General features: G+C 38.8%; 21 protein-coding genes and 1 pseudogene. 20 read left to right on the top strand and 2 right to left on the bottom strand.

Annotated elements, in window-relative coordinates; genetic code table 11:
• The first annotated feature begins 209 nt into the window (after nucleotides 1-209).
• The 8 genes from RRV45_RS02485 (at nucleotide 210) to RRV45_RS02520 (ending at nucleotide 9,999) form a co-directional block, all read left to right on the top strand.
• A complete protein-coding gene (locus RRV45_RS02485) occupies nucleotides 210-593 on the top strand; it encodes a VOC family protein (protein ID WP_315667183.1) in 384 nt (127 codons plus the stop codon).
• A gap of 221 nt (nucleotides 594-814) precedes the next feature.
• Nucleotides 815-1,273 carry an SAM-dependent methyltransferase gene (locus tag RRV45_RS02490; protein WP_315667184.1) on the top strand — a complete coding sequence of 153 codons (459 nt, stop codon included), beginning with the start codon at nucleotides 815-817 and terminating at the stop codon, nucleotides 1,271-1,273.
• A gap of 244 nt (nucleotides 1,274-1,517) precedes the next feature.
• A complete protein-coding gene (locus RRV45_RS02495) occupies nucleotides 1,518-2,969 on the top strand; it encodes a SulP family inorganic anion transporter (RefSeq protein ID WP_315667185.1) in 1,452 nt (483 codons plus the stop codon).
• A gap of 259 nt (nucleotides 2,970-3,228) precedes the next feature.
• Entirely contained in the window at nucleotides 3,229-4,311 is a 1,083-nt protein-coding gene (locus RRV45_RS02500) for a D-alanine--D-alanine ligase (RefSeq protein ID WP_315667186.1), read from the top strand.
• Between the two features lie 82 nt (nucleotides 4,312-4,393).
• Nucleotides 4,394-5,767: a UDP-N-acetylmuramoyl-tripeptide--D-alanyl-D-alanine ligase gene (locus tag RRV45_RS02505; protein ID WP_315667187.1), complete on the top strand. Its 1,374-nt coding sequence runs from the start codon at nucleotides 4,394-4,396 to the stop codon at nucleotides 5,765-5,767.
• Nucleotides 5,768-6,122: 355 nt separating this feature from the next.
• Nucleotides 6,123-7,496, top strand: coding sequence for a globin-coupled sensor protein (locus RRV45_RS02510; RefSeq protein ID WP_315667188.1), 1,374 nt, complete (start codon nucleotides 6,123-6,125; stop codon nucleotides 7,494-7,496).
• A gap of 135 nt (nucleotides 7,497-7,631) precedes the next feature.
• The gene (locus RRV45_RS02515; protein ID WP_315667189.1) at nucleotides 7,632-8,330 is read left to right on the top strand and encodes an alpha/beta hydrolase; all 699 of its coding nucleotides are present in this window, start codon (nucleotides 7,632-7,634) and stop codon (nucleotides 8,328-8,330) included.
• A 196-nt stretch (nucleotides 8,331-8,526) separates the two neighbouring features.
• Nucleotides 8,527-9,999: a DEAD/DEAH box helicase gene (locus tag RRV45_RS02520; RefSeq protein ID WP_315667190.1), complete on the top strand. Its 1,473-nt coding sequence runs from the start codon at nucleotides 8,527-8,529 to the stop codon at nucleotides 9,997-9,999.
• Between the two features lie 50 nt (nucleotides 10,000-10,049).
• Here RRV45_RS02520 and RRV45_RS02525 read toward each other — a convergent pair whose 3' ends face one another.
• Complete coding sequence (locus RRV45_RS02525) at nucleotides 10,050-10,460, bottom strand: VOC family protein (protein WP_315667191.1); 411 nt, start codon at nucleotides 10,458-10,460, stop codon at nucleotides 10,050-10,052.
• A gap of 186 nt (nucleotides 10,461-10,646) precedes the next feature.
• Here RRV45_RS02525 and RRV45_RS02530 point away from each other — a divergent pair, with 186 nt between their 5' ends.
• The 3 genes and pseudogenes from RRV45_RS02530 to RRV45_RS22055 form a co-directional block, all read left to right on the top strand.
• The gene (locus RRV45_RS02530; protein ID WP_315667192.1) at nucleotides 10,647-11,126 is read left to right on the top strand and encodes a PH domain-containing protein; all 480 of its coding nucleotides are present in this window, start codon (nucleotides 10,647-10,649) and stop codon (nucleotides 11,124-11,126) included.
• Nucleotides 11,119-12,549, top strand: a complete 1,431-nt coding sequence (locus RRV45_RS02535; RefSeq protein WP_315667193.1) for a PH domain-containing protein — start codon at nucleotides 11,119-11,121, stop codon at nucleotides 12,547-12,549. Before RRV45_RS02530 ends, RRV45_RS02535 begins: the two co-directional genes overlap by 8 nt.
• Before the next feature lie 606 nt (nucleotides 12,550-13,155).
• Nucleotides 13,156-13,725, top strand: a pseudogene (locus tag RRV45_RS22055) (methyl-accepting chemotaxis protein); the annotation flags it as partial.
• 70 nt (nucleotides 13,726-13,795) lie between these two features.
• On the opposite strand, the gene RRV45_RS02545 reads toward RRV45_RS22055, so the two are convergent.
• Nucleotides 13,796-14,515 carry a rhomboid family intramembrane serine protease gene (locus RRV45_RS02545; RefSeq protein ID WP_315667195.1) on the bottom strand — a complete coding sequence of 240 codons (720 nt, stop codon included), beginning with the start codon at nucleotides 14,513-14,515 and terminating at the stop codon, nucleotides 13,796-13,798.
• A gap of 144 nt (nucleotides 14,516-14,659) precedes the next feature.
• Here RRV45_RS02545 and acpS point away from each other — a divergent pair, with 144 nt between their 5' ends.
• The 9 genes from acpS to RRV45_RS02590 all read left to right on the top strand — a co-directional run bounded on the left by acpS (nucleotide 14,660) and on the right by RRV45_RS02590 (nucleotide 22,747).
• Nucleotides 14,660-15,013 (top strand): holo-ACP synthase, encoded by a 354-nt coding sequence (gene acpS, locus RRV45_RS02550; RefSeq protein WP_315667196.1) that lies wholly within the window; start codon nucleotides 14,660-14,662, stop codon nucleotides 15,011-15,013.
• A 279-nt stretch (nucleotides 15,014-15,292) separates the two neighbouring features.
• Nucleotides 15,293-16,300 (top strand): LolA family protein, encoded by a 1,008-nt coding sequence (locus RRV45_RS02555; protein WP_315667197.1) that lies wholly within the window; start codon nucleotides 15,293-15,295, stop codon nucleotides 16,298-16,300.
• A gap of 261 nt (nucleotides 16,301-16,561) precedes the next feature.
• Nucleotides 16,562-17,731, top strand: coding sequence for an alanine racemase (gene alr, locus RRV45_RS02560; protein WP_315667198.1), 1,170 nt, complete (start codon nucleotides 16,562-16,564; stop codon nucleotides 17,729-17,731).
• A 215-nt stretch (nucleotides 17,732-17,946) separates the two neighbouring features.
• Nucleotides 17,947-18,228, top strand: coding sequence for a CopG family ribbon-helix-helix protein (locus RRV45_RS02565; RefSeq protein ID WP_315667199.1), 282 nt, complete (start codon nucleotides 17,947-17,949; stop codon nucleotides 18,226-18,228).
• Between the two features lie 4 nt (nucleotides 18,229-18,232).
• Nucleotides 18,233-18,583 (top strand): type II toxin-antitoxin system endoribonuclease NdoA, encoded by a 351-nt coding sequence (ndoA, locus tag RRV45_RS02570; protein ID WP_066301680.1) that lies wholly within the window; start codon nucleotides 18,233-18,235, stop codon nucleotides 18,581-18,583.
• 281 nt (nucleotides 18,584-18,864) lie between these two features.
• A complete protein-coding gene (locus RRV45_RS02575; protein WP_315667200.1) occupies nucleotides 18,865-19,209 on the top strand; it encodes an anti-sigma factor antagonist in 345 nt (114 codons plus the stop codon).
• Entirely contained in the window at nucleotides 19,193-19,666 is a 474-nt protein-coding gene (gene rsbW, locus RRV45_RS02580; protein ID WP_315667202.1) for an anti-sigma B factor RsbW, read from the top strand. The genes RRV45_RS02575 and rsbW overlap by 17 nt, the downstream gene beginning before the upstream one ends.
• Entirely contained in the window at nucleotides 19,644-20,423 is a 780-nt protein-coding gene (sigB, locus tag RRV45_RS02585) for an RNA polymerase sigma factor SigB (RefSeq protein ID WP_315667203.1), read from the top strand. The genes rsbW and sigB overlap by 23 nt, the downstream gene beginning before the upstream one ends.
• A gap of 149 nt (nucleotides 20,424-20,572) precedes the next feature.
• Nucleotides 20,573-22,747, top strand: a complete 2,175-nt coding sequence (locus tag RRV45_RS02590; protein WP_410489323.1) for a Tex family protein — start codon at nucleotides 20,573-20,575, stop codon at nucleotides 22,745-22,747.
• Nucleotides 22,748-22,816: the final 69 nt, after the last annotated feature.

Below are 22,816 nucleotides of genomic sequence, written 5' to 3' on the forward strand. Positions count from 1 at the left end.
TTAGCGCTAATTAAGTGAAATGGACTTGGATCGGTAGTCAAAGAGCATGAATGGTGACCTTTTAAAGAGAAAAAGGCATAGAGCGGTAATTAAGAGAGTTTATGTTGAGGTTCAGAGTGACAATAATAATTAATGTAAAAGTTGATAAAAAGGATTTTTACTAAAAAAAGAGAAAGTTAATGAAGAAAATAAAAATTAGAGGTGATTTCATGAATCTAAAGTTGGGGTATGTCATTTTATATGTTGAAAATCTTGAGAAAACAAAGCGTTTTTATGAAAACTTATTAGGATTAGAACTAAGGAATGAATTTGGAACCTATATAGAATTTAACACGGGATCAACGATTCTTTCTTTTAACACAAGAGAAGGGGGACGAGAGGTTACAAGTCTTCCGATTCCAAATGGCATTAGAAAGGAACAAACCTTTGAACTGGGATTTGTTACGGAGGACGTAGAGGGAGTTGTTGATGTCCTTCGTGAAGAAGGGGTACCAATTCTAATAGAACCAGTTGAAAAGCCTTGGGGTCAAAAGGTTGCATATGTTGAGGATCCTGATGGACATTATATTGAGATTTGTTCGCCGATTGAGTAAAAAATGCTTGAGAAATTGGTCATGTTTAATTGATATGTAGCCTTGAAACGCTTGGCATACCTAATGCGGAGGCCATTTAATTAAACGTTTGATTAAAACTAAACAAACGTTTAATTAAATTTAATCAAACGTTTAATTAATCATTTTTCCTTAAAATATTACTTTTATAGAAAAAGGATTCCTAGTATTTATCCTCGAACGATTAGTAAAGAGGTGAAACAATGATAACGTTACAGCCAATTGGTTTTGCTTATAATGAAAGAACGGAAATAGAGGATGATCATTGGGGAGAAGTTATTTCTAAGATCATCCTAAATGACTCTCTTCCTGAGGAGTCTTTATTTGAAATAGAAACTTTCTCACATTTGGAGATCATTTATTATTTTCACAAAGTCGGCAAGGAGAAAATTATTACAGGTGCCAGACATCCCAGAAATAATACTGACCTCCCTAAGGTTGGAATTTTTGCACAAAGAGGTAAAAATAGACCTAATCTAATAGGACTAACCACTGTTAAATTTATAAAAAGAGAAGGTCGGCAATTATTTGTCCAAGGTCTTGATTGTATTAATGGAACACCGATCCTAGACATAAAGCCAGTGATGAAAGAGTTTCTGCCTAAAGAACCGATAAAGCAGCCAGCCTGGACAAATGAAATTATGGAAAATTATTGGAAATGAATAATACCTTGCCCTCCAATTGGCGGGTTTTTCATTTGAAACGACTTTATTTTATCTATCTGAAAAAAAGAGATACATAAAGAGAATAATAGCATTTGCCTAGTTTATGCGCTTTCACTTGATTTGTAATTTACTAGAAATATGGTAAGATGGATTTTGTTTTTAACGGCCCTGACTTCGATGAGAGTTCGAAGTCGTTTTATTAAAAAATGTGCAGAAAGCTGCAATTTAAAGGAGTGTTCATTTGAAAGTACTAACAACTAAAGAACAATGGTTTGGTAATGTTCGCGGAGATATTCTTTCTGGGATTGTTGTCGCATTAGCCCTAATACCAGAAGCGATTGCTTTCTCGATTATTGCCGGGGTCGATCCTATGGTTGGGCTTTATGCTTCTTTCTGTATTGCTGTTACGATTGCGATATTTGGAGGCAGACCAGGGATGATTTCCGCTGCAACAGGGGCGATGGCATTATTAATGGTTACACTTGTTGCTGATCATGGTTTGCAGTATTTGTTTGCTGCGACTATTTTAACGGGAATATTCCAAATTTTATTTGGCGTTCTTAAGTTAGCTCGTTTTATGAAGTTTATTCCGCGGTCAGTAATGGTAGGCTTTGTTAATGCATTGGCCATCTTGATTTTTATGGCTCAGCTAGAGCAATTTGTGGGAGCCACTTGGGTTATGTATGCAATGGTCGCTGGGGCACTTGCCATTATTTATCTTTTTCCAAGAATTACGAAGGCTATTCCTTCCCCGCTGGTGGCAATAATTGTTATTACACTCATTGCTATTATGACGAAGAGTGACGTTAGAACGGTAGGGGATATGGGGGCATTGAGCTCTGCCTTGCCAACCTTCATATTTCCAGACGTTCCTCTGAATTTTGAAACATTAAAAATTATTTTTCCTTATTCAATTGGTCTGGCGATTGTTGGTTTATTAGAAACATTACTAACTGCTACCATTGTAGATGACATGACAGATACGGCAAGTGATAAAAACCGCGAAAGCCGGGGGCAAGGGATTGCGAATATTGTGGCTGGATTTTTTGGCGGGATGGCTGGGTGTGCCATGATTGGCCAATCAGTCATTAATGTGAAATCTGGGGGAAGAGGAAGACTTTCTGCTCTTGTTGCCGGGACGTTTTTGATGTTCCTCATTTTAGTATTAGGAAAAGTTGTCGTTCAAATCCCAATGGCAGCCCTAGTCGGGGTCATGATTATGGTGTCTATTGGAACATTTGATTGGTCTTCTATTAAGGGGATGGCAAAGATTCCCGTTACGGATTCAATCGTAATGGTGACAACAGTGTTAACAGTTGTATTTACACATAATTTATCAATTGGAGTATTTGCGGGAATTATTTTAAGTGCGATTTTCTTCGTAGCAAAAATTTCAAAAGTCCATGTTACTTCTAAAGTGGTTGGGGATAAGAAAGTTTACGCCGTGAAGGGGCAAGTATTCTTTGCCTCTGTAAATGAATTGCTTTCTTTTATCGATTTTAGCAGTCATGATAAAAATGTGGAAATTGACTTCAGTGAAGCCCATGTATGGGATGATTCGGCTGTTGCAGCAATTGATAAAATAGTTTTAAAGCTAAGGGAAAACGGTTCGGCAGTTCAGCTTATTGGCTTGAATGCACCGAGCTCTAATTTAATCGAGCGGGTGGCTGTCCATCATAAGCAAGGAGCATAATTATCTGGACATTAGAAAAAGGCGCAGGGTGATCTGCGCCTTTTGTGTATAAAAATATAAAAAAATCGGATATAGGCTTCTGATTAGCAATAATAATAAACATAAATTAGTTTCAATACTGAGTTATTTACATAATAATAATGTATGGGCGGATTTTTGAAAAAAATTCCTCAATAAATCACACCTTAATCACTCCCTTTCTTAATTCACTAAGTGGTAAAATAGGAAAGTGATTCGAGAATGGAGGTTCCAATTATTTATGAAAACAAAAGTCGGGCTTTTATACGGCGGTAAATCTGCTGAACATGAAGTTTCAATGCAAACAGCTATGGCTGTCATTAAAGCGTTAGATTTAGAGAAGTTTGAAATATATCCTATTTATATATCAAAGGACGGACAATGGAATAAAGGGCCACAGCTGCACGGACCCGTTACGAACGTAAAGGAACTGGCATTTTCTAATATGGAGGCATTAGCGCCAACAGCACTAGCACCAGCTATGTTTAAAGCAAATGAAGCGGAAAAAAGCACATTTGATGTCATTTTCCCGCTTTTGCATGGTCCAAATGGCGAAGATGGTACAGTTCAAGGACTCCTTGAGCTTCTTAATCTACCTTATGTTGGGAATGGCGTTCTCTCCTCTTCTGCAGGAATGGATAAGGTAATCATGAAAAATATCTTTGCCCAGGCTGGTCTTCCCCAAGTAAAATATGTTTGGTTTATTCGTGGTGAATGGGAAAAGTCGAATGAGGATGCTTATCAGAAGGTTGAAGATGAACTAGGCTATCCATGCTTCGTTAAACCGGCAAACCTCGGCTCAAGTGTAGGAATTAGTAAATGTTCGAACAGAACGGAGCTCGAAAAGGCATTTGCTGAAGCATTCCAATTTGACCGAAAAATTATTATCGAAGAGGGAGTGACAGCAAGAGAAATTGAAGCAGGCGTCCTTGGGAATGACAACCCTGAGTGCTCCGTTGCTGGTGAAATTGTACCGAAGAAAGAATTCTATGATTATAAGGCAAAATATGAAGATGGAAACACAGCTCTTATTATCCCTGCAGAAATTTCAGATTCTGAGTATAACGAGCTTAAGGAAATGGCGATTCGGGCATTTAAAGCGTTAGATTGTTCCGGACTTGTAAGAGCGGACTTCTTTTTAACAAGAGAAGGAAAATGGTATATCAATGAGGTTAATACTATGCCTGGATTTACACCATTTAGCATGTTCCCTCTTCTTTGGAAGCATACTGGGGTTGAGTATCCTCAGCTTATCGAGCGCCTTGTGAATTTAGCTATTGAAAGACATGCGGAAAAGCAGCATATTAAATATACGATGGAATAAGTGGGCGAAAGCGTATGGAGACACGGCGATTTGCCGTGTTTCTTCAATAAAGGGATAATCTCAGTCTATTTGGAGGTAACCGATGATAACAAAAAGTGTTAAAGAAGTTTTCGAGATGATTAATATTGAAAATGATATCTCTAGTTTTCAGGATACGGTTATAAGCGGTGTAAGTATTGATACGAGGAAAATACAGCCGGGCAATTTATTTGTTCCTTTTAAAGGTGAGAATTTCGATGGTCATCGCTTTGTGGAGGAGGCAATTAATAAGGGTGCTGCAGCAGCCCTTTGGCAGAAGGATGTACCAAATCCGCCATTGCATTTGCCGATTTTAATAGTTGAAAATACACTGCTCGCTTTACAAGAGCTTGCAAGAAATTACCGACATATGCTCGGTGTTCGCATTGTTGGAGTGACAGGCAGCAATGGTAAAACAACAACAAAGGACATGACAGCTAATTTGCTGTCAATTAAATATAAAGTCCATAAAACAGAAGGAAATTTTAATAATGAAATCGGTTTGCCGTTAACGATACTTGATCTTGATGGGGATACGGAGATTGCTGTCCTTGAGATGGGGATGAGCAGTAGAGGGGAAATCGATTTTCTAACGCGGTTGGCTGAGCCTGAGGCTGCGATTATTACAAATATCGGTGAGTCCCACCTACTCGATCTTGGGTCAAGAGAGGGAATTGCAGAAGCGAAGCTAGAAATTATTCATGGACTGCAGGAAAATGGGGTAATTGCATATTATGGTGATGAACCACTGCTGGATGAAAAGCTATCTGACTATAAAGGCAATGTTAAGATTAGAACTTTTGGCAGAAGTGGCAGGAATGATATATATCCAGTAGATATAGAACAAAATGATATCGGAAGCACTTTTAGAACAAATGTTGCGGATATAGAATTTAAGCTTCCGGTTCTTGGAACTCATAATGTATTAAATGCGTTGGCAGCTATGACGGTTGCTAGTCATTTTGGGGTTCCGTTCGATCGAATGAATGAAGGCTTCTCGAAGCTGAGGCTAACAAATATGAGAACCGAGCTTTTGCAAGGCAAAAAAGGCGAAAAAATAATAAATGATGCTTATAATGCGAGCCCAACCTCCATGCATGCAGCGATCGAACTCCTTTCGCATCTCCCAGGGTACAAAAATAAAATTCTTGTTCTGGGCGATATGCTTGAATTAGGGCCACAAGAAAAGGAATTTCATTTAAAAATGGGTGAATCAATTGACCCTGAAAAAATCGACTACGTCTTTACGTTTGGGAAGCTAGGAGAATGGATTGCAGAAGGCGCCAAAACAAAATTGCCTGCCAGTCGAGTTTTCGCATTTGCTGAAAAACAGCCTCTCATTGAAAAACTTGAAAAGCTTGTTGATAAGGAAACGATTGTATTAGTAAAGGCGTCAAGAGGTATGCAGCTTGAAGATATTGTTGCGGCACTTCAATAGCGGGAGAGAACCTTTGATTTTCGCTTAATGCCTAAATATCCTGCTGTACTTGAACCATACCCCATATGAAAAAAGAAAAATCCCTATTTCCAAGCGAAATGGGGATTTTCCTTTTAATAATTCTCACTATCGATATTACTCCTATCCATCGGAATAAAAAATTCAATATAATATTTACGTAATTTTAACATTTATTTAGTTTTTTCACATTAATTTTTATATAAAATTAGATCATGAAAATTATGGATTAAATAATGGGGGAAGTTTCCTTATTTATGTGACTAAAGTCATATTTTTCTAAAAGGGATTCATTTATGTTTAAGATGGGGTAATTTCATTAAAAGGAGGAATCGAGTTGATTAGTATTCCTTTCAAGTCATTGATAGCAAATGAAAAAGGGGCTCTAAGCCTTTTTAAAAGAAGGAATAGGGAACAAGCAGTATATCAAGAGGATTCTTTGAACAACAAAAGTTTTGTTAGTCATGCTGTTGATGAATTAAAAGGCAGCAAAGAATATTCTCAACTATTATTTTTAGGATTATCAGACATGGATATTGAGAATCTTGTACAGATACGTCCTATTATTGAAAAAAATGCCACGGATATAGTTGATAACTTTTATATGAAAGTTCAAGCATTGCCTAATTTATTCGAAATTATTCAGCAGCATTCATCAATTGAACGTTTAAAACAAACGTTTATACAGTATTTACTTGATATGGTCTCAGGGGAAATAGGAGAAGAATATGTGAATCGGCGGAAGGTTATTGGCCATGTTCATAACCAGATAGGCTTATCTCCACAATGGTATTTGGGTGCATACACATTGCTCCAAAACGAAATACATTCTGTGTTAATGAAGGAATTTCATTCAAGTGAAAAGGTATATACATATTATTCTTCATTTCAGCGGCTCTGTTCCTTTGACATGCAAATAGCAATAGAAACTTATATTGAATCGTATACGTCATCGATGCTGAAGCTTGGTGAAATTGAAGAGTTCCAAACTAGCTTAAAAGATTCCTCTGCTACTTTGGCGGCAAGTGTTGAAGAGACAACATCCACCATTGCAGATAAGGAAATCGTTGTCGAGCAAATGCGTGGAGAAATACTTGAGATTCAAGTTTCATCGAAGCACATGATTACACATGTAGAGGAAGGAAAGCAAGAAGCGTCAAATGCCTTATCTAAGGTTGATCGAGTTGTCGAAATAATTGATACAACGAAAGCAGTAGCAAAGGAACTCAGTGAAAGTTCTGCACAAATCGGACAGATAGTTAATTCAATTCGAGGGATTTCTAACCAAACGAATATTCTTTCATTGAATGCGGCTATAGAAGCGGCTCGAGCAGGAGCACATGGAAAAGGATTTTCAATAGTAGCACAGGAAGTAAGGAAGTTGGCTCATCAAACAGAAGAAGCACTTGATCACATCCAAGGACAAATTAAAGCGACACAAATAACGATTGAAAAATTTGAACATAGCTTTCAATATATTGTTGGAGAAATAAATATATACAGGGATGCTAACCTCAATATTATTAAGATTTTAGAGAAATTCGATGAGAGTGTACAATTGACAGACACAAGAATCGGTCATTTTAGTGATTATGTGAATGAATTCAAAAAGGCGTTTGCAGATATTTCGATCGCTTCACAAGAAATTGCCGAAATGGCTGAACAATTGAGCGGAATGAATCATGAATTAGCTGATAAGTTTAACAGATAAAAAAGTTTCTTATTGTAAGCCTTTGTGAAAATGCATAAGGCTTATTTTTAATATTTGCCAAATCAAAAATCAGCATGCCTCCGAGAAAAAGGTGTAAAATATGATTAATCTATATTTAGGCTGGTGGTGATTTTGGTGATTGGGTGTTTATGTATTCATGGTTTTACGGGGGCACCTTTTGAAGTAGAGCCGCTTGTAACCTATTTAAAGAAACGGACGAATTGGGAAATTGCAGTCCCGACACTTCCTGGACATGGAGATACGTTAAGTTTAAAAGGGATTGAATATAAAAATTGGATAGAACATGCTGAACAGGAATTGCAGCAGCTCATAGAGAAGTGTGAGACTGTATATGTCATTGGATTTTCAATGGGCGGTTTGATTGCGAGTTACTTAGCTGTCCATTATCCTGTGACGAAATTGGTGTTACTTAGTGCAGCCGCCTATTATGTAAATCCAAAGCAGCTGCTTTTAGATATTGGTGAGATGGCGAAAGACGCTTTTCGCGGCAGATTAACAGAAAATGAAATGTTTATGAGATATAAAAGAAAAATATTAGCTACTCCTATTACGGCAACTCTCCAATTCCGGAGGCTCGTGGCTGCCACAAGGCCGATTTTGAGCAAAATAGAAATTCCGACCCTCATCGCTCAAGGGGAGTGTGACGGGGTTGTTCCGCCAAAAAGTGCGCAATATCTTTATCACAGGATTGGGACTTCGGCGAAGAAGCTCATTTATCTTAAAGAGTCAAAACATCTCATATGCCATTGTGAGGAAAGAGAAAATCTTTTTTCCGAAATTTATCACTTTTTATTGAAGAGGGAACCTGCATAATAAGTGTTCTCTTCTCCGCATTAATTGCAAACACCCTTATTAAATGATAGAATTATCAACAAAGTGCCAAGAGGAAACTTTTTTGAAACATGGACATACTCCCGTAGGAGAATGTCTTTTTTCACTTTCAAGTAGGATTAATTGAATGTGAATATATAATGAACTTAGATTAGTTTTTTTAGAAGGAGAGAAAACAGTGACAAAGTTTCAAGATCTGGGAATTAGCCCTGCAACGATGAAATCCCTGAAGCGAATGGGATTTGAAGAAGCTACACCAATTCAAGCGCAAACGATCCCATTAAGCTTGGAAAATAAAGATTTAATCGGACAAGCACAAACGGGTACTGGAAAAACAGCTGCGTTTGGAATACCAATGATTGATAAAATAGATTATGAAAAAGATGTCATCCAAGGAATTATTATTGCCCCTACTCGTGAGCTAGCGATCCAAGTTTCTGAGGAATTATATAAAATTGGCTATGGAAAAAGAACGAGGGTACTTGCCATTTATGGCGGGCAAGATATTCACCGTCAAATCCGCGCTTTAAAAAACCGCCCTCATATTATTGTAGGAACGCCTGGAAGAATATTGGATCATATCAACCGCAAAACATTGCGTCTTGAGAATGTTCAAACAGTTATTTTAGATGAGGCAGATGAAATGTTGAATATGGGCTTTATTGAGGACATAGAAGCGATTCTTTCTCAAATCCCAGAGGAGCGCCAAACGTTGTTGTTCTCAGCTACGATGCCGCCTCCAATTCAAAGAATGGCTGAACGGTTTATGAAGGACCCTCAGATTGTTCGTGTAAAGACAAAAGAAGTAACAGTTCCTTTAATTGAACAATACTATCTGGAAGTACAAGAGAGAAGCAAGTTTGATATTTTGACAAGACTTCTTGATATTCAATCGCCAGAGCTTGCTATCGTGTTCGGACGAACAAAGCGCCGTGTCGATGAGCTTGCAGAAGCATTAAACCTAAGAGGTTATAACGCGGAAGGCATTCACGGGGACTTAAGCCAGGCGAAACGCATTTCTGTTCTAAGGAAATTTAAAGAGGGCTCAATTGATGTTCTTGTTGCGACTGATGTGGCAGCCCGCGGATTGGACATCTCTGGAGTTACGCATGTTTATAACTTTGATATTCCGCAGGACCCTGAAAGTTATGTACATAGAATTGGGCGTACAGGACGTGCAGGAAAGTCAGGAATGGCAATGACCTTTATCACTCCAAGAGAAAAGTCTTACTTACAGGTCGTTGAAAGAACAACAAAAAGAAAAATGGAAAAAATGAAGCCGCCGACATTAGATGAGGCTCTAGAAGGACAGCAAAAAGCGGTTATGGAGCGTATTCTGCAATCGGTGGAATCGAATAACCTTCAATACTATAAACAGGCAGCAGAAGAATTGTTGGAGCAGCAGGATGCAACGATTATTGTTCAGGCTGTATTAAAAATGCTGACGAAGGAACCTGACACAACTCCTGTTAAGTTAACGGAAGAAAAACCATTGCCTGTAAAAAGGGATCGCAGACAAGACGATCGCGGAAAATCTTACGGAGGCCAAAGAGGCAGACAGAGTGCGCCGGTAAGGTCTCGCCAAGGTTCATCAGGAAAACGCTACAGCAATAATAACAGCAATCGAAGCGGTTCTAATAATTATCGTTAAGTTAGAAGAGAGCGAGGCTCTCTTCTTTTTAAAATTCAATTCACAAAGGATTAAGCCTTTGTCATGTTCAAATCCCACACTGTTCCAAAGGCATCCTTCACTTTTGCATATTTCGCTCCCCAAAATGTATCTTGAAGCTCCATTAAAACAGTACCTTTATTACTTAAGCGGTCATAAACCCTTTGGATTTCATCTTCTGATTCGAACTCAAGAACTAGCGAAATATTATTGCCGATTTGAACATCGCCATCTGAAAAGGAATCGGAAGCCATAAAAAATAAATCATCTTTTCTAAATTGTGCGTGCATAATCCGATTATCAGCTTCTGGTGGAGTTGGGTAATCCGCATCGCCAAAGGTTTGTAAATTTAAAATCTCACCTTCGAATACTTCTTTATAATATTCTAGTGCTTCCCTTGCATTTCCGTTGAATGTTAAATAGGGTGTTGCTTGGCCTTTCATGAATATCACTCCTAAATTTTTGTCCATACCATATTTCCCATTATAAAGAATATTTAATCAGAGGTGAAGAACAAGTGTTCGACAAATGGAAAAGTTATTCATTTCAAGTTAGATCATTTTAGATTTTGAATCCTATCTAGTACTATTTACGTAATGATACTTAGCTCTACATTTAGGAGGTACGAAATGGTTTTAGAACCGCAAAGCAGGATATCTGAAAGAGGACTAACGGTCTGGAGGATTTCCGGTGGAATTCATTCGTTTTTTTCATTATTGCTAACTGGTGGAGTTATAGCTCTTACCATTGTATTTAATTGGCCAATGTGGATTATTGCCGTTGCCCTTATATTGTTTGCCATTGATATGTATTTAGTGATAGTGCTCATCCCTACTATGAGATGGAAGCGTTGGCGCTATGAGGTTAGGGAAAATGAAATCGAGCTTCAGCATGGAGTGTTCGTCATAAAAAGGACTCTCGTTCCGATGATTAGAGTTCAGCATGTTGATACCCGGCAAGGACCGATTTTGCGAAAATATTGCTTAGCCACTGTGGCCATTTCCACTGCTGCAACTGTACATGAAATTCCGGCATTGGATATGGATGAGGCAGAGGAGCTAAGGTTTTTTATTTCGAAGCTAGCAAGGGTGGCTGATGAAGATGTCTGAGCCGAAAAGACTCCACCCTATTTCTGCAGTTGTGAACTTCTTAAAGCAATTGAAAGAATTAATTATCCCATTTCTTGTTTTTGTTGTATTTGGAAGCAGGGATGGGAATATTCAACTTATTATTTCAGTTGTTGTTATTGTATTCATACTAATCATAGGAATAATATCCTGGCTAAGATTCACGTACCGGCTAGAAGAAGGAGAGCTCAGGATAGAATACGGTGTATTTGTTCGAAAGAAAAGATATATCCCATTTGACCGGATTCAGAGTCTTGATTTATCGGAAGGAATTTTGCATCGTCCATTTGGTCTTGTAAGAGTGAAGGTGGAAACGGCTGGGCCAAGCAGCAAAGGAGAAGCTGAAGCAATGCTAACCGCCATTTCAAAAGAAGAGGCGAATCAAATTCAGCACATTCTTTTTTCGGCAAAAAATGAAAAAAAAGAATTCGATGCAGTGGTTTCTGTTGAAGACGATCAGGGGAAAACACTTTATAAAATTACCCCGGCAGAGCTCCTGCTTATGGCGTCTACCTCTGGAGGTGCTGGTGTTGTTTTCTCAGCGTGTTTTGCTTTCATTTTCCAATTCGAAGAAATGATCCCTTATGAAAGACTATTTAAGGGGTTTCGGGATGTTATTTCAAACGGAGTCCTTTTTGTAAGCATTCTAGTATTTATTGGCTTCTTGATTGCATGGGTTGCTGCTTTAGTAGGGACCATGGTAAAGTATGCCGGATTTACTGTAAGGAATGAAGGGAAGGATCTTATCATAACGCGAGGCCTTTTAGAAAAGCGTCAGCTGACTATCCCGTTACATCGGATTCAAGCCATTCGAATATCGGAAAATTTAATTAGACAGCCTCTTGGATTTGGAACCGTTTTTATAGAAAGTGCAGGCGGGTCTGCTATTGATCAGGAAAGTGCGCGGGTGATGTTGCTTCCAATCATCAAAAAAGATCGCATTGCTAAAATATTAGCTCCTTATTTAAATGGTTATTTATTTGAGTCCGGTATTCAATCTGCACCTAGGAGGGCACTTAAACGATATATGTTTAGAGGGTTTCTGTATAGCTTACCGATAGCGGCAGTACCCGTCATCTTTTTCAGACCTTGGGGGTACTTAGCGCTATTGTTCGTTCTCTTATCTATTGCTTGGGCGTTTGTAAAGTATAAAGATGCTGGCTGGGGAATTGATGAGCTGCAGCTGACTTTAAGGTATCGTGCAGTGAATAAAACAACTGTTTTTATGAATAGAAACCGGATTCAGTCATTGAATATGAAAGAAAGCTATTTTCAGAGGGGGAAAGAGCTTGGGACTGTTACTGCGGTTGTCATGTCTGGATCTGGCGGAACAGGCGGTACAGTTGTCGATTTAGAAAAACAGGATATAAACGATATATATAAATGGTATTCCTATACAAAATAAAGCGCCTAACAGGCGCTTTTCGTATTTAAAAGTTTAGGATTTTAGCCGATAGTAATAATGGACTAGATTTCATTATAGTGCTATCCCTCTTTCAAGTGAGCAATTCATTTCTCGGCTAATGAGGGGAGGGAAAGGGCGTTCTATTGAAGGTGGTCGAAGTGGATAAATGTGACTCAGGGGGGAATTTATTTGTTTACGACTAAGAAGAGAAATATTCAACTGGCAGAAGAGAATACAGAATTAAAAAACCGTTTAAAGGTTATTTTTGAAAAGGCACAGCAAAATGAGGAATATCTTAACGAATTCATTGAAGGCTTTAATGCTGAATTAACCATTGCGATTGAGCAGCATGAAAAAGTTAATGGGCAGCACGATGTCCTTGGAGAATTAGTCGGAAAATTAAATGAACGGTTTGATAAAGTAAATGTTATTAGCCAGATGTCCTATGATAAATCCCTTGGCCTGCATGAGAAAGGTCAGAATTTAATTGAGTCAACCGCAGATATGGTAAAGATTTCAGAGGAAGGCAGAGACTCTGTAAGTAAGGTTGAGGGACTAATTGCCAAATTGGGTGAGCAGCTTCATGAAACTTCAGTAAAAATGAACCAATTAAATGAAAGATCGAAAGAAATCGAAATGATTGTGAAGGTAATCAAGGAAATTGCCGATCAAACCAATTTATTAGCACTAAATGCTTCCATAGAGGCTGCAAGAGCGGGAGAACATGGCAAAGGGTTTGCAGTTGTCGCAGAAGAGGTAAGGAAGCTTGCAGAAAATACAGCTGAAAGCACCCATAATATCAGTGTACTTACACAAAATATTCAAAAAGATATCGAGGACTCACTGCAATCGACAAAGGTGAGCACAGGGTTAATCGAAAATGGGATTCAGCTTAGTACTGACACGACCAGTAAAATAAACTATATTTTAACTGTTTTTAATAACCTCCAATCTGAGGTGAAGGACGTGATTGGCACAATCGAAGAGCAAAGAGAATATTCAAATGATGTGATGAGCGAAATTAGTGAAACACAGGCTATTTTTGAACAGGCAAATGAGATGATAATTAGACATATTAATGATGCAAGTGTTGTTGATGAGAAATTAGAAGGCGGCATTAGACAGATTGCAGAATTAAGCAATTGGGGCAAGGTGCTCAAAGAAAATAATGAATAGATATTAATAAAAAAAGCGATGCCATTTCGATTTCGTAATGACATCGCTTTTTCATTTAGTAATCTTACGTTTACCTGAATAGTAATCCTACTATCGCTAAAATGATAATGCCGCACCATATTATTAATTTTGGAGCTGATACCCCTTTGAAAGATGCGGGATGTTTTTTTCCTAAGTTAAAGTTGAATCTTATGTTTGGTCTTTGCTTATGTGGCAGCAAGGCTAAACCTAACAGAAAACCAGCTAGCAGACCGAATAAATGGGCCGTAACATTGATATTTGGCTGCAAAAACGTCATAATCAAGGCGATAATGGTGATAGTCAATATGAGTTGAGAATTTGCCTTTGACATTAAATCTTTCCTATACATAATGACAGAAGCATAATATCCGAACAGCCCGAAGATAGCTCCGCTTGAACCGACATGTATATAGGTTAAGGGCTCCAAAATTAGCGTAGCCACATTAGCGGCTATTCCGGCCATGAAATATACAAAAATGAATTTTCCCTTTCCCAGCATACGTTCTAAGGCAGGTCCAAAAAGGACAAGGGAAAAGCTATTAAAAAGCATGTGCGGCAAATCGCCATGCAGGAGAATCGGTGTGGCAAGACGCCAGTATTCCCCCTCAGCAATATAAAGGTTTACCCCAGCGAAATGTTCATAAAGCCATAAATTGGGGAGCAAAGGGAAAACTGATAGGAAGTAAAGAATAATATGAATGGCAATAATGATTGAAATGATTGGATAATATCGCAGAAATTCTTTAAAGCTTTCTGTCCGTGTAAACATAAGGCTCCTCTTTTCTCTCTTTTCACTCCATCATAGCCCAAAAAGGAAATGAACATGATAATATATGTTTGAAAAACACCCGGATTTGCTGTTCTTATACTATTATTTATGCAAAATTTATCTGAATTAGAAGGATGATAAGAGATGATTACTGGAATTGGAATAGATATTGTAGAGCTAAATCGAATAAAAAAAATATATGAAAGACAAGAGAAATTTGCAGAAAGGATTTTAACAGCGAAAGAAACCGCTGCATTTCAGGCATTAACTTCTGAAAGGAAGATAGAATATTTGGCGGGGCGCTTTGCAGCAAAAGAAGCTTTTTCTAAAGCAATGGGGACAGGAATTGGAGGAAGCCTATCTTTTTTAGATATTGAAGTTGAAAAGGACGAAAAAGGGAAGCCTTACGTTTCAAAACCGATCTATAAGGGTGTGCATCTCTCCATTTCTCACAGTAAAGAGTACGCTGTGGCCCAGGTCATCATTGAAAAAGTATAGGTGAAAAAGAAAAAGCTTGTCATTCAACCTAGCATATTCCGGATGGTTGTCTCATATATTCATAGTGCAATAGGAGAGACAAGGCTAGACAAGGGGATATTTGTCATAATCCACTTTCGTTTATCCTTTACCTCCTCCACGGTTAGCGCAATGCAAAGTCACGTATTTAACAAGGAAAGTCGATAGCATTATTCTTGAAAAAGATGGACCTTGTTGGAAAAATGACTTAGGTGCTGTGGCTGGACAATACACTGAATAGAGGCAAAAGGGGTTGAAGGAATGAGGAGAAAATGGTTAATGCTGCTAATCGGGATATTGGCAGTGGTTGCGTTGTCTGCCTGCGGAACGAAATCCAAGGACGATGTTGTAAAAGATCTAAATGGCAAAGTCGAGGATCTAAAGGGGTACAAGGCAAACGCGAAGATGACATTAGAAATGGGAACTGAACCACAGGTATATGAGATTGAGGTTTGGCATAAAGATCCATCCTACTACCGTGTCAATCTCAAAAATGCTCAAAAGGACCAAAGCCAAATGATTCTGCGCAATGATGATGGGGTTTTTGTTCTGACGCCAGCACTGAATAAAAGCTTCCGTTTTCAAAGCGATTGGCCACAAAACAGCAGTCAAGCCTACCTTTATGAGTCTTTAGTAAAAGATATTGTCGAGGATGAAGAGGCTAAATTCACTGCAACGAAAGATCATTACGTTTTTGAAACGAAAACAAGATATCAAAATAACCAAATGCTTCCTACCCAAGAAATCACGTTAAAGAAATCTGATCTCTCTCCAGTAAGTGTTAAGGTCATGGATACGGATAAAAACACGCTCGTAAAGGTTGAATTCACTGACGTTAAATTTAATGCCGCTTTTGATAAAAAAGATTTTGATATGCAAAAGAATATGACAAGTGCTCAACTATCTGTTCCTGTTTTAGCGGAAGTGGGCAGCGATGAATTCTCGGTCAAATATCCTTCAGAATTACCGGGAGCTGATTTAGTTGATGAGAAGGCAATTAAAACAGAAAACGGTAAACGAGTGATCTTAACCTATGATGGGGAAAAATCTTTCACAATCGTTCAGGAAAAAGCGGTCGTTATGCCAGCCTCCTCTTCCACTACAATTAGCGGCGAACCAGTAGATTTAGGCTTTACAATTGGTGCATTATCAAATAATACAATTAAATGGACGTACCAAGGGGTTGACTATGTTATTGCCTCTAATGACCTGACAGAACAAGAACTAGTTGAGGTTGCAAGATCTGTGCAAGAAAGTACGGTAAAATAAATTCTTCATAGGCTCTGAATAAGGGCCTTTTTTGTATGTAAAGCTAAATGGTCAGCGGATTCAGCAGAACTTATCCTTTACGAAGTCATCACTAGCGCAGAAAAATGAAGCCTTTTAACTTTGCATTTTTGGTTGGGAGCAGATATATGCTCATGGTTATTTTTATATTGAGATATTCCTGAAAACTTGGAAAATTAATTGACAAAGGTGTCGAAGGGGGTCGATAATCGACATATAAAAAAGAAAAAAGGGTGTTCAAAAATGGCTAAAGTTGCAGATTGCCAAACTACTTTTTATCGAGATACGTGGGCAGAAATTAATTTGGATCATATATCATATAATGTTGAGGAAATGAGAAATCATGTACATGCTGACGTTAAGATATTTGCTGTTGTCAAGGCAAACGGATATGGACATGGGGATGCAGAGGTTGCTAAGGCGGCGTTAGCGGCAGGTGCTAATTATATTGCTGTAGCTACTCTGGACGAGGCGCTTTCCTTAAGGAAAAAAGGGATATCTGCGCCAATTCTTGTTTTGGGTGCAAGCCGGCCAGAGGATGCGGAAATTGCGGTTGAACAAAATATTACATTAACTGTCTTCCAGCTGGATTGGCTTGAAAAAGCTAAGCAATATGTTGGGGCTGATCGAAAATTAATGATCCATTTAAAGCTAGACACCGGAATGGGCAGAATAGGAATTCGGAGCGGGAAAGAGCTTCAGGAGATTGAGGCAGTTGTTGCCAAAAGTCATGCCTTCCATATAGAAGGGGTGTTTACTCATTTTGCAACAGCTGATGAGATGGATTCTGCTTATTTCACTATGCAATTGGAACGTTTTAAGGAAATGGTTTCATGGCTGAAGAAAAAACCAGAATTGATTCATACAAGTAATAGTGCGGCATCATTAAGATATTCGGAAGCACATTTAAATGCTGTCAGAATGGGGATTGCTATGTATGGATTAATGCCATCTGCAGAAATGGAGCCGACCCTCCCTTTTCCTTTAAAACCTGCTTTTACTCTTCATACGAAGATTGTGAATGTTAAAAAGGTGAAAAAAGGGGAGAAGATTAGCTACGGTGCAACTTATGAAGCAAAGGAAGATGAATGGATTGGAACGCTGCCAATAGGGTATGCTGATGGATGGACACGTATGCTCCAGGGGCAGGATGTACTTATAGATGGGAAAAGAGCCCCGATTGTCGGCAGAATATGCATGGATCAGTGTATGATCAAGCTTCCTTCTGATTTACCAGTTGGGACAGACGTGACTCTTATAGGACAGCAAGGAGAAGAAAAGATCACAGCTGATGACATTGCAAAGAGCCTAGGAACTATAAATTATGAAATCACTTGTATGATCGGGGCAAGAATTCCTAGGGTGTACAAGAAAAATGGGCAAGTCGCAAAGATTATAAACAGCCTACTCTAGATTGGGATTACATTGAAACTGACCTCATTTTTAAAAGGAATCAGGAGAAATTTAATTTCTTCCTTATGAATGCATTACTTTATGCATAAAAGAATAATTTCTTGGCGGATAATAGAGAAGAATTGATAAACCCCCTTTGCATGAGGTCGGATTGATGTTAATATTAAAAATGGTAGATATAAAATGGTGTGTAGTGATGGTGGAGGTGTTTGTTTGTGTCTGAGTCCAGCGCAACAACAGAGATTATGGTGAAATTACCGCAACATCTTGTAACCGAGTTAGATGGCTTTGTAAAGCAGGAAAACGTAAATCGGAGTGAATTCATTTATCAAGCAACCAAAATGTATTTGCGTGAGCGGAAAAAGAGACAAATTCGTGAGGCCATGAGACGTGGTTATATGGAGATGGCTAAAATAAACTTGACGATTGCATCTGAAGCATTTCTCGCAGAATTCGAGGCAGAACACACAGTTGAACGTCTAGTTAGCGGAGGGTAATCCCTTGATTGTCAAACGTGGTGACGTTTATTTTGCAGACCTATCCCCAGTTGTTGGTTCAGAACAAGGTGGCGTCCGTCCAGTGCTGATCATCCAAAACGACATCGGGAATCGGTTTAGTCCCACAGTAATTGTTGCTGCAATCACTGCTCAAATTCAGAAGGCTAAGCTGCCTACTCATGTTGAAATTGATGCGAAGCGCTATGGCTTTGAACGGGATTCGGTTATTCTTTTAGAGCAGATTCGAACAATCGATAAACAGCGCTTAACCGATAAAATTACCCATCTCGATGACGAAATGATGGAAAAAGTGGATGAAGCCGTTCAGATTAGTTTAGGGCTCATCGAATTTTAATTCAAAATACGCTCTTTCCAAAAGGGCGTTTTTATTTGTGGCACGACAAGTGGTCTTTTATTTATCTAATTAGTATTAACATCTACCCGCGGCAAGCATTTTTAATGCTTGCCTTTTTTTATTTTTTTTATTTAAGGCTTGTGGACCTTGATTATCCTTACCCATCCATTATTTCTGCTAAACTGTTAATAATCATTTTAAAAAATATAAATAAATAGGTTTATTCATTCAGCAAACAGGGAAGTAAATATCCAATTGATATGCAAAAAGGTGGGTCTGTTATGAATATGTCAGTAAAAATTCACGAGCAGGGAACTCAAATGAATGTGATTGTTCAAGGTGAGATTGATGCGTTTACTGCACCAAAGCTTAGAGAGAGGCTATTTCCTCTTTCAGAAATAGAAGGAATAGAAATGATCATTAACCTATCTAATGTATCCTACCTGGATAGCACAGGGTTAGGAGTGTTTGTTGGTGTGTTTAAAAATTTACGCTCCAATCAAGGCAAGCTTCGGATAGTTGGATTATCTCAGCGTTTATTGAGGCTTTTCAAAATGACTGGTCTCGCCAATATTATTGATATTTCCAGCCAGAATGAAGGTGAAGAGAATGAATCAATCGTTTGATTATATTGAAATTAAGGTCCCTGCAAAAGCGGAATTCGTGAATGTGGTTCGGCTTACCCTATCGGGAATTGCGAGCCGGATGGGCTTTGCATATGACGATATTGAAGATTTAAAAATTGCTTTAAGTGAGGCCTGTACAAATGCTGTACAACACGCATATAAAGAGGAAGAACATGGAGAAGTGGTCGTTGGTTTCGGGTTATACGAAAACCGGCTGGAAGTAATGGTTGCGGACAATGGCAAAAGCTTTGACTTTTTATCCGCTAAGCAAGGGATTGGACGGTATCAACAGACAGAATCCATTGAATATTTGCGTGAAGGAGGTTTGGGGCTGTACTTAATTGAGTCATTAATGGATGAAGTTAGAATCCATGATAAAGAGGGTGTGACGGTATTCATGATCAAATACCTAGAAGGAGAGCAGGTGGAGATGGATGCTAAAGCACTCTCGACCTAATCAAAAATCAAAGGATGAAATCAACCAGCTCATCAAAGCTTATCAGCAGCACCAAGATGAAGAAGCTCTAAATTCACTCGTGTTATACTATCAGAATTTGGTCGAATCCATTGCACGAAAATACTCAAGGGGAAAAGCCTTTCATGAGGATATAATTCAGGTTGGGCTAATTGGACTGCTAGGTGCTATACTCCGATATGATGAAACCTTTGGGAAAAATTTTGAGGCATTTGCAGTCCCGACTATTATCGGAGAAATCAAGCGGTTTTTACGTGATAAAACATGGAGTGTTCATGTGCCCCGCCGGATTAAGGAGCTAGGACCGAAAATCAAAACAACGATCGAGGAGTTAACAGTTAAACTCCAAAGGTCTCCGAAAATGAACGAAATTGCGGAAGTATTAGACATTGAAGAGGAAGAGGTTCTAGAAGCCCTTGAAATGGGTAAAAGCTATCAGGCTCTTTCTGTTGATCATTCGATAGATGCTGATTCAGAAGGTGGAACCGTTACCTTACATGATATAGTGGGTCAGATTGATAAGGGTTACGAAAAGATCAATCAGATGCTTGTATTGGAAAAAGCATTGCATGTGCTAACAGAGAGAGAGAAACAAATCATCCAATACACATATTTAGAAAACATGAGTCAAAAGGAAACGGGTGAAAAATTGCAAATTTCCCAAATGCATGTTTCAAGGCTCCAAAGACGAGCCATTAAAAAACTGCAGGAAGCGATACATGCAGAATCAGTCAACTAAGAATCAACAAATACTTAATGTTGCTGAAATGGAGGCTGCCTAGTTGTAGGCAAGCTTCTTTTTTTGGAAATAGCGTGGAGTCACAAATGAAACTTAATCAAGAATTTGGTAAAATGAAAAACAAGACTTAAATGGCTGGGGGTAAAATTTTGGAAACAACTATCGTAAATAATCAAGTTTTTGAAAAAATCGCATCAGAACAATCGTTATCTGTTAAACAAGTTAGAAACACAATCGGCCTTTTGGAAGAGGGAAACACGGTCCCTTTTATTGCCCGTTATCGTAAAGAACAAACTGGCGCTTTAGATGAGGTCCAAATTCGTGACATCATGGAGCGCTGGCAATACATACAAAATCTTGAGCAGCGGAAAGAAGAAGTAATTCGACTAATAGATGAGCAAGGAAAGCTAACAGATGAATTAAAAAACAACATACAGAATGCAGAGAAGCTGCAGGAAATTGAGGATTTGTATCGCCCATACAAGCAGAAGCGCCGGACGAAGGCAACTATTGCGAAGGAAAAAGGCTTGGAGCCATTTGCAGAATGGATGCTAACCTTTTCATTAACACAATCTCCAGAGAATAAAGCAAAGGAATTTCTCTCAGAGGAAAAAGAAGTAAATTCCGTTGAAGAAGCGATTGCTGGGGCAAAGGATATCATTGCAGAATGGGTATCCGATGATGCAGACAGCAGAAAATGGATTCGCGAGCAAACGGCAAGAACAGGAACGATAGAATCAACAGTGAAGGACGAATCAAAGGACGAGAAAAAGGTTTTTGAGATGTACTATGAGTACGAAGAGCCCATTTCAAAAATCGTTCCGCATCGCACATTGGCATTAAACCGAGGTGAAAAGGAAGAGATTCTCCGTATCAGCGTCAAACCCAACACGGATTTTATTTTGAAGTTTTTATCTAAAAAGTGGATCAAAAATGAAAAATCAGCAGTCACGCCAATTGTTCAAGAGGCCTATGAGGATGGGTACAAACGTTTAATTCAGCCATCGATTGAAAGGGAAATAAGAAATGAATTAACAGAAAAAGCAGAAGAACAGGCCATCATGATTTTTTCAGAGAATTTACGAAAGCTCCTTCTGCAGCCGCCGTTAAAAGGAAAAGTTGTGCTGGCAGTGGACCCGGCTTATCGGACTGGCTGTAAGCTAGCTGTTGTAGATGAGACAGGAAAGGTGCTGAAAATAGCAGTCATTTATCCGCATCCCCCGGTTTCAAAGACGAGAGAAGCAAAAGCACAAATTATTGATATCATTCATACGTTTCAAGTAAAAATGATCGCGATTGGAAACGGAACTGCTTCGCGAGAGACGGAACAGTTTGTTGCTGATATTTTAAAAGAGCTTAAAGAAGAGGTTTATTATCTTATCGTAAATGAAGCGGGAGCGAGTGTATATTCGGCTTCTGATCTGGCCAGAGAAGAGTTCCCAGATTTACAAGTAGAGGAAAGAAGTGCTGTCTCTATTGCCCGCCGCCTGCAGGATCCATTGGCAGAGCTAGTGAAAATTGACCCAAAGTCTGTTGGAGTAGGGCAATATCAGCATGATGTATCACAAAAGAGATTATCAGAATCCTTAACATTTGTCGTAGAAACGGCTGTAAACCAAGTAGGTGTAAATGTCAATACAGCTTCTTCTTCCTTGCTCCAATATGTTGCAGGGCTTTCCAAGACGGTCGCCAATAATATAGTAAAGATGCGGGAGGAAGAAGGAAAATTTTCAACTCGCAAACAGCTTAAGAAAATTCCGCGCCTAGGAGCTAAGACATATGAGCAGGCTATCGGTTTCCTAAGAATTATAGATGGAAAGGAACCGCTAGATCGTACAGGCATCCATCCGGAAAGCTATCCGGAGGTTATAAAATTGCTTGATAAACAAGGGTTTAAAACAAGCGATTTAGGTTCATCAGCATTAAAGGATTCACTTTCAAAATTAAATGTTGCCCAAACAGCTGCAGAATTAGGGATAGGGGAGCTTACTCTAAAGGATATTATCGATGCGCTTGTCAGACCGGAAAGAGACCCGCGTGATGATTTGCCAACACCGTTATTAAAGAAGGATGTTTTACAGCTGGAGGATTTGAATGCAGGTATGGAGCTGCAAGGGACTGTCCGTAATGTTGTGGATTTCGGCGCTTTTGTTGATATCGGAGTAAAACAAGATGGGCTTGTTCACATATCTAAATTAAGCCGCAAATTTGTTAAGCATCCACTAGATATTGTTTCAGTCGGTGATGTTGTTACCGTTTGGGTCGATTCTGTAGATAAAAATAAAGGTAGAGTTTCTTTAACTATGCTTGCCCCAAATGAATAATGATTTTTTTACGATGAATTGCGCTAGGTTGAACACCCTAGCGCTTTTTTACTTTAGAATAGGCTTGTT

Origin of the sequence: Bacillus sp. DTU_2020_1000418_1_SI_GHA_SEK_038, from assembly GCF_032341175.1 — a bacterium.
Classification (GTDB): domain Bacteria; phylum Bacillota; class Bacilli; order Bacillales; family Cytobacillaceae; genus Cytobacillus.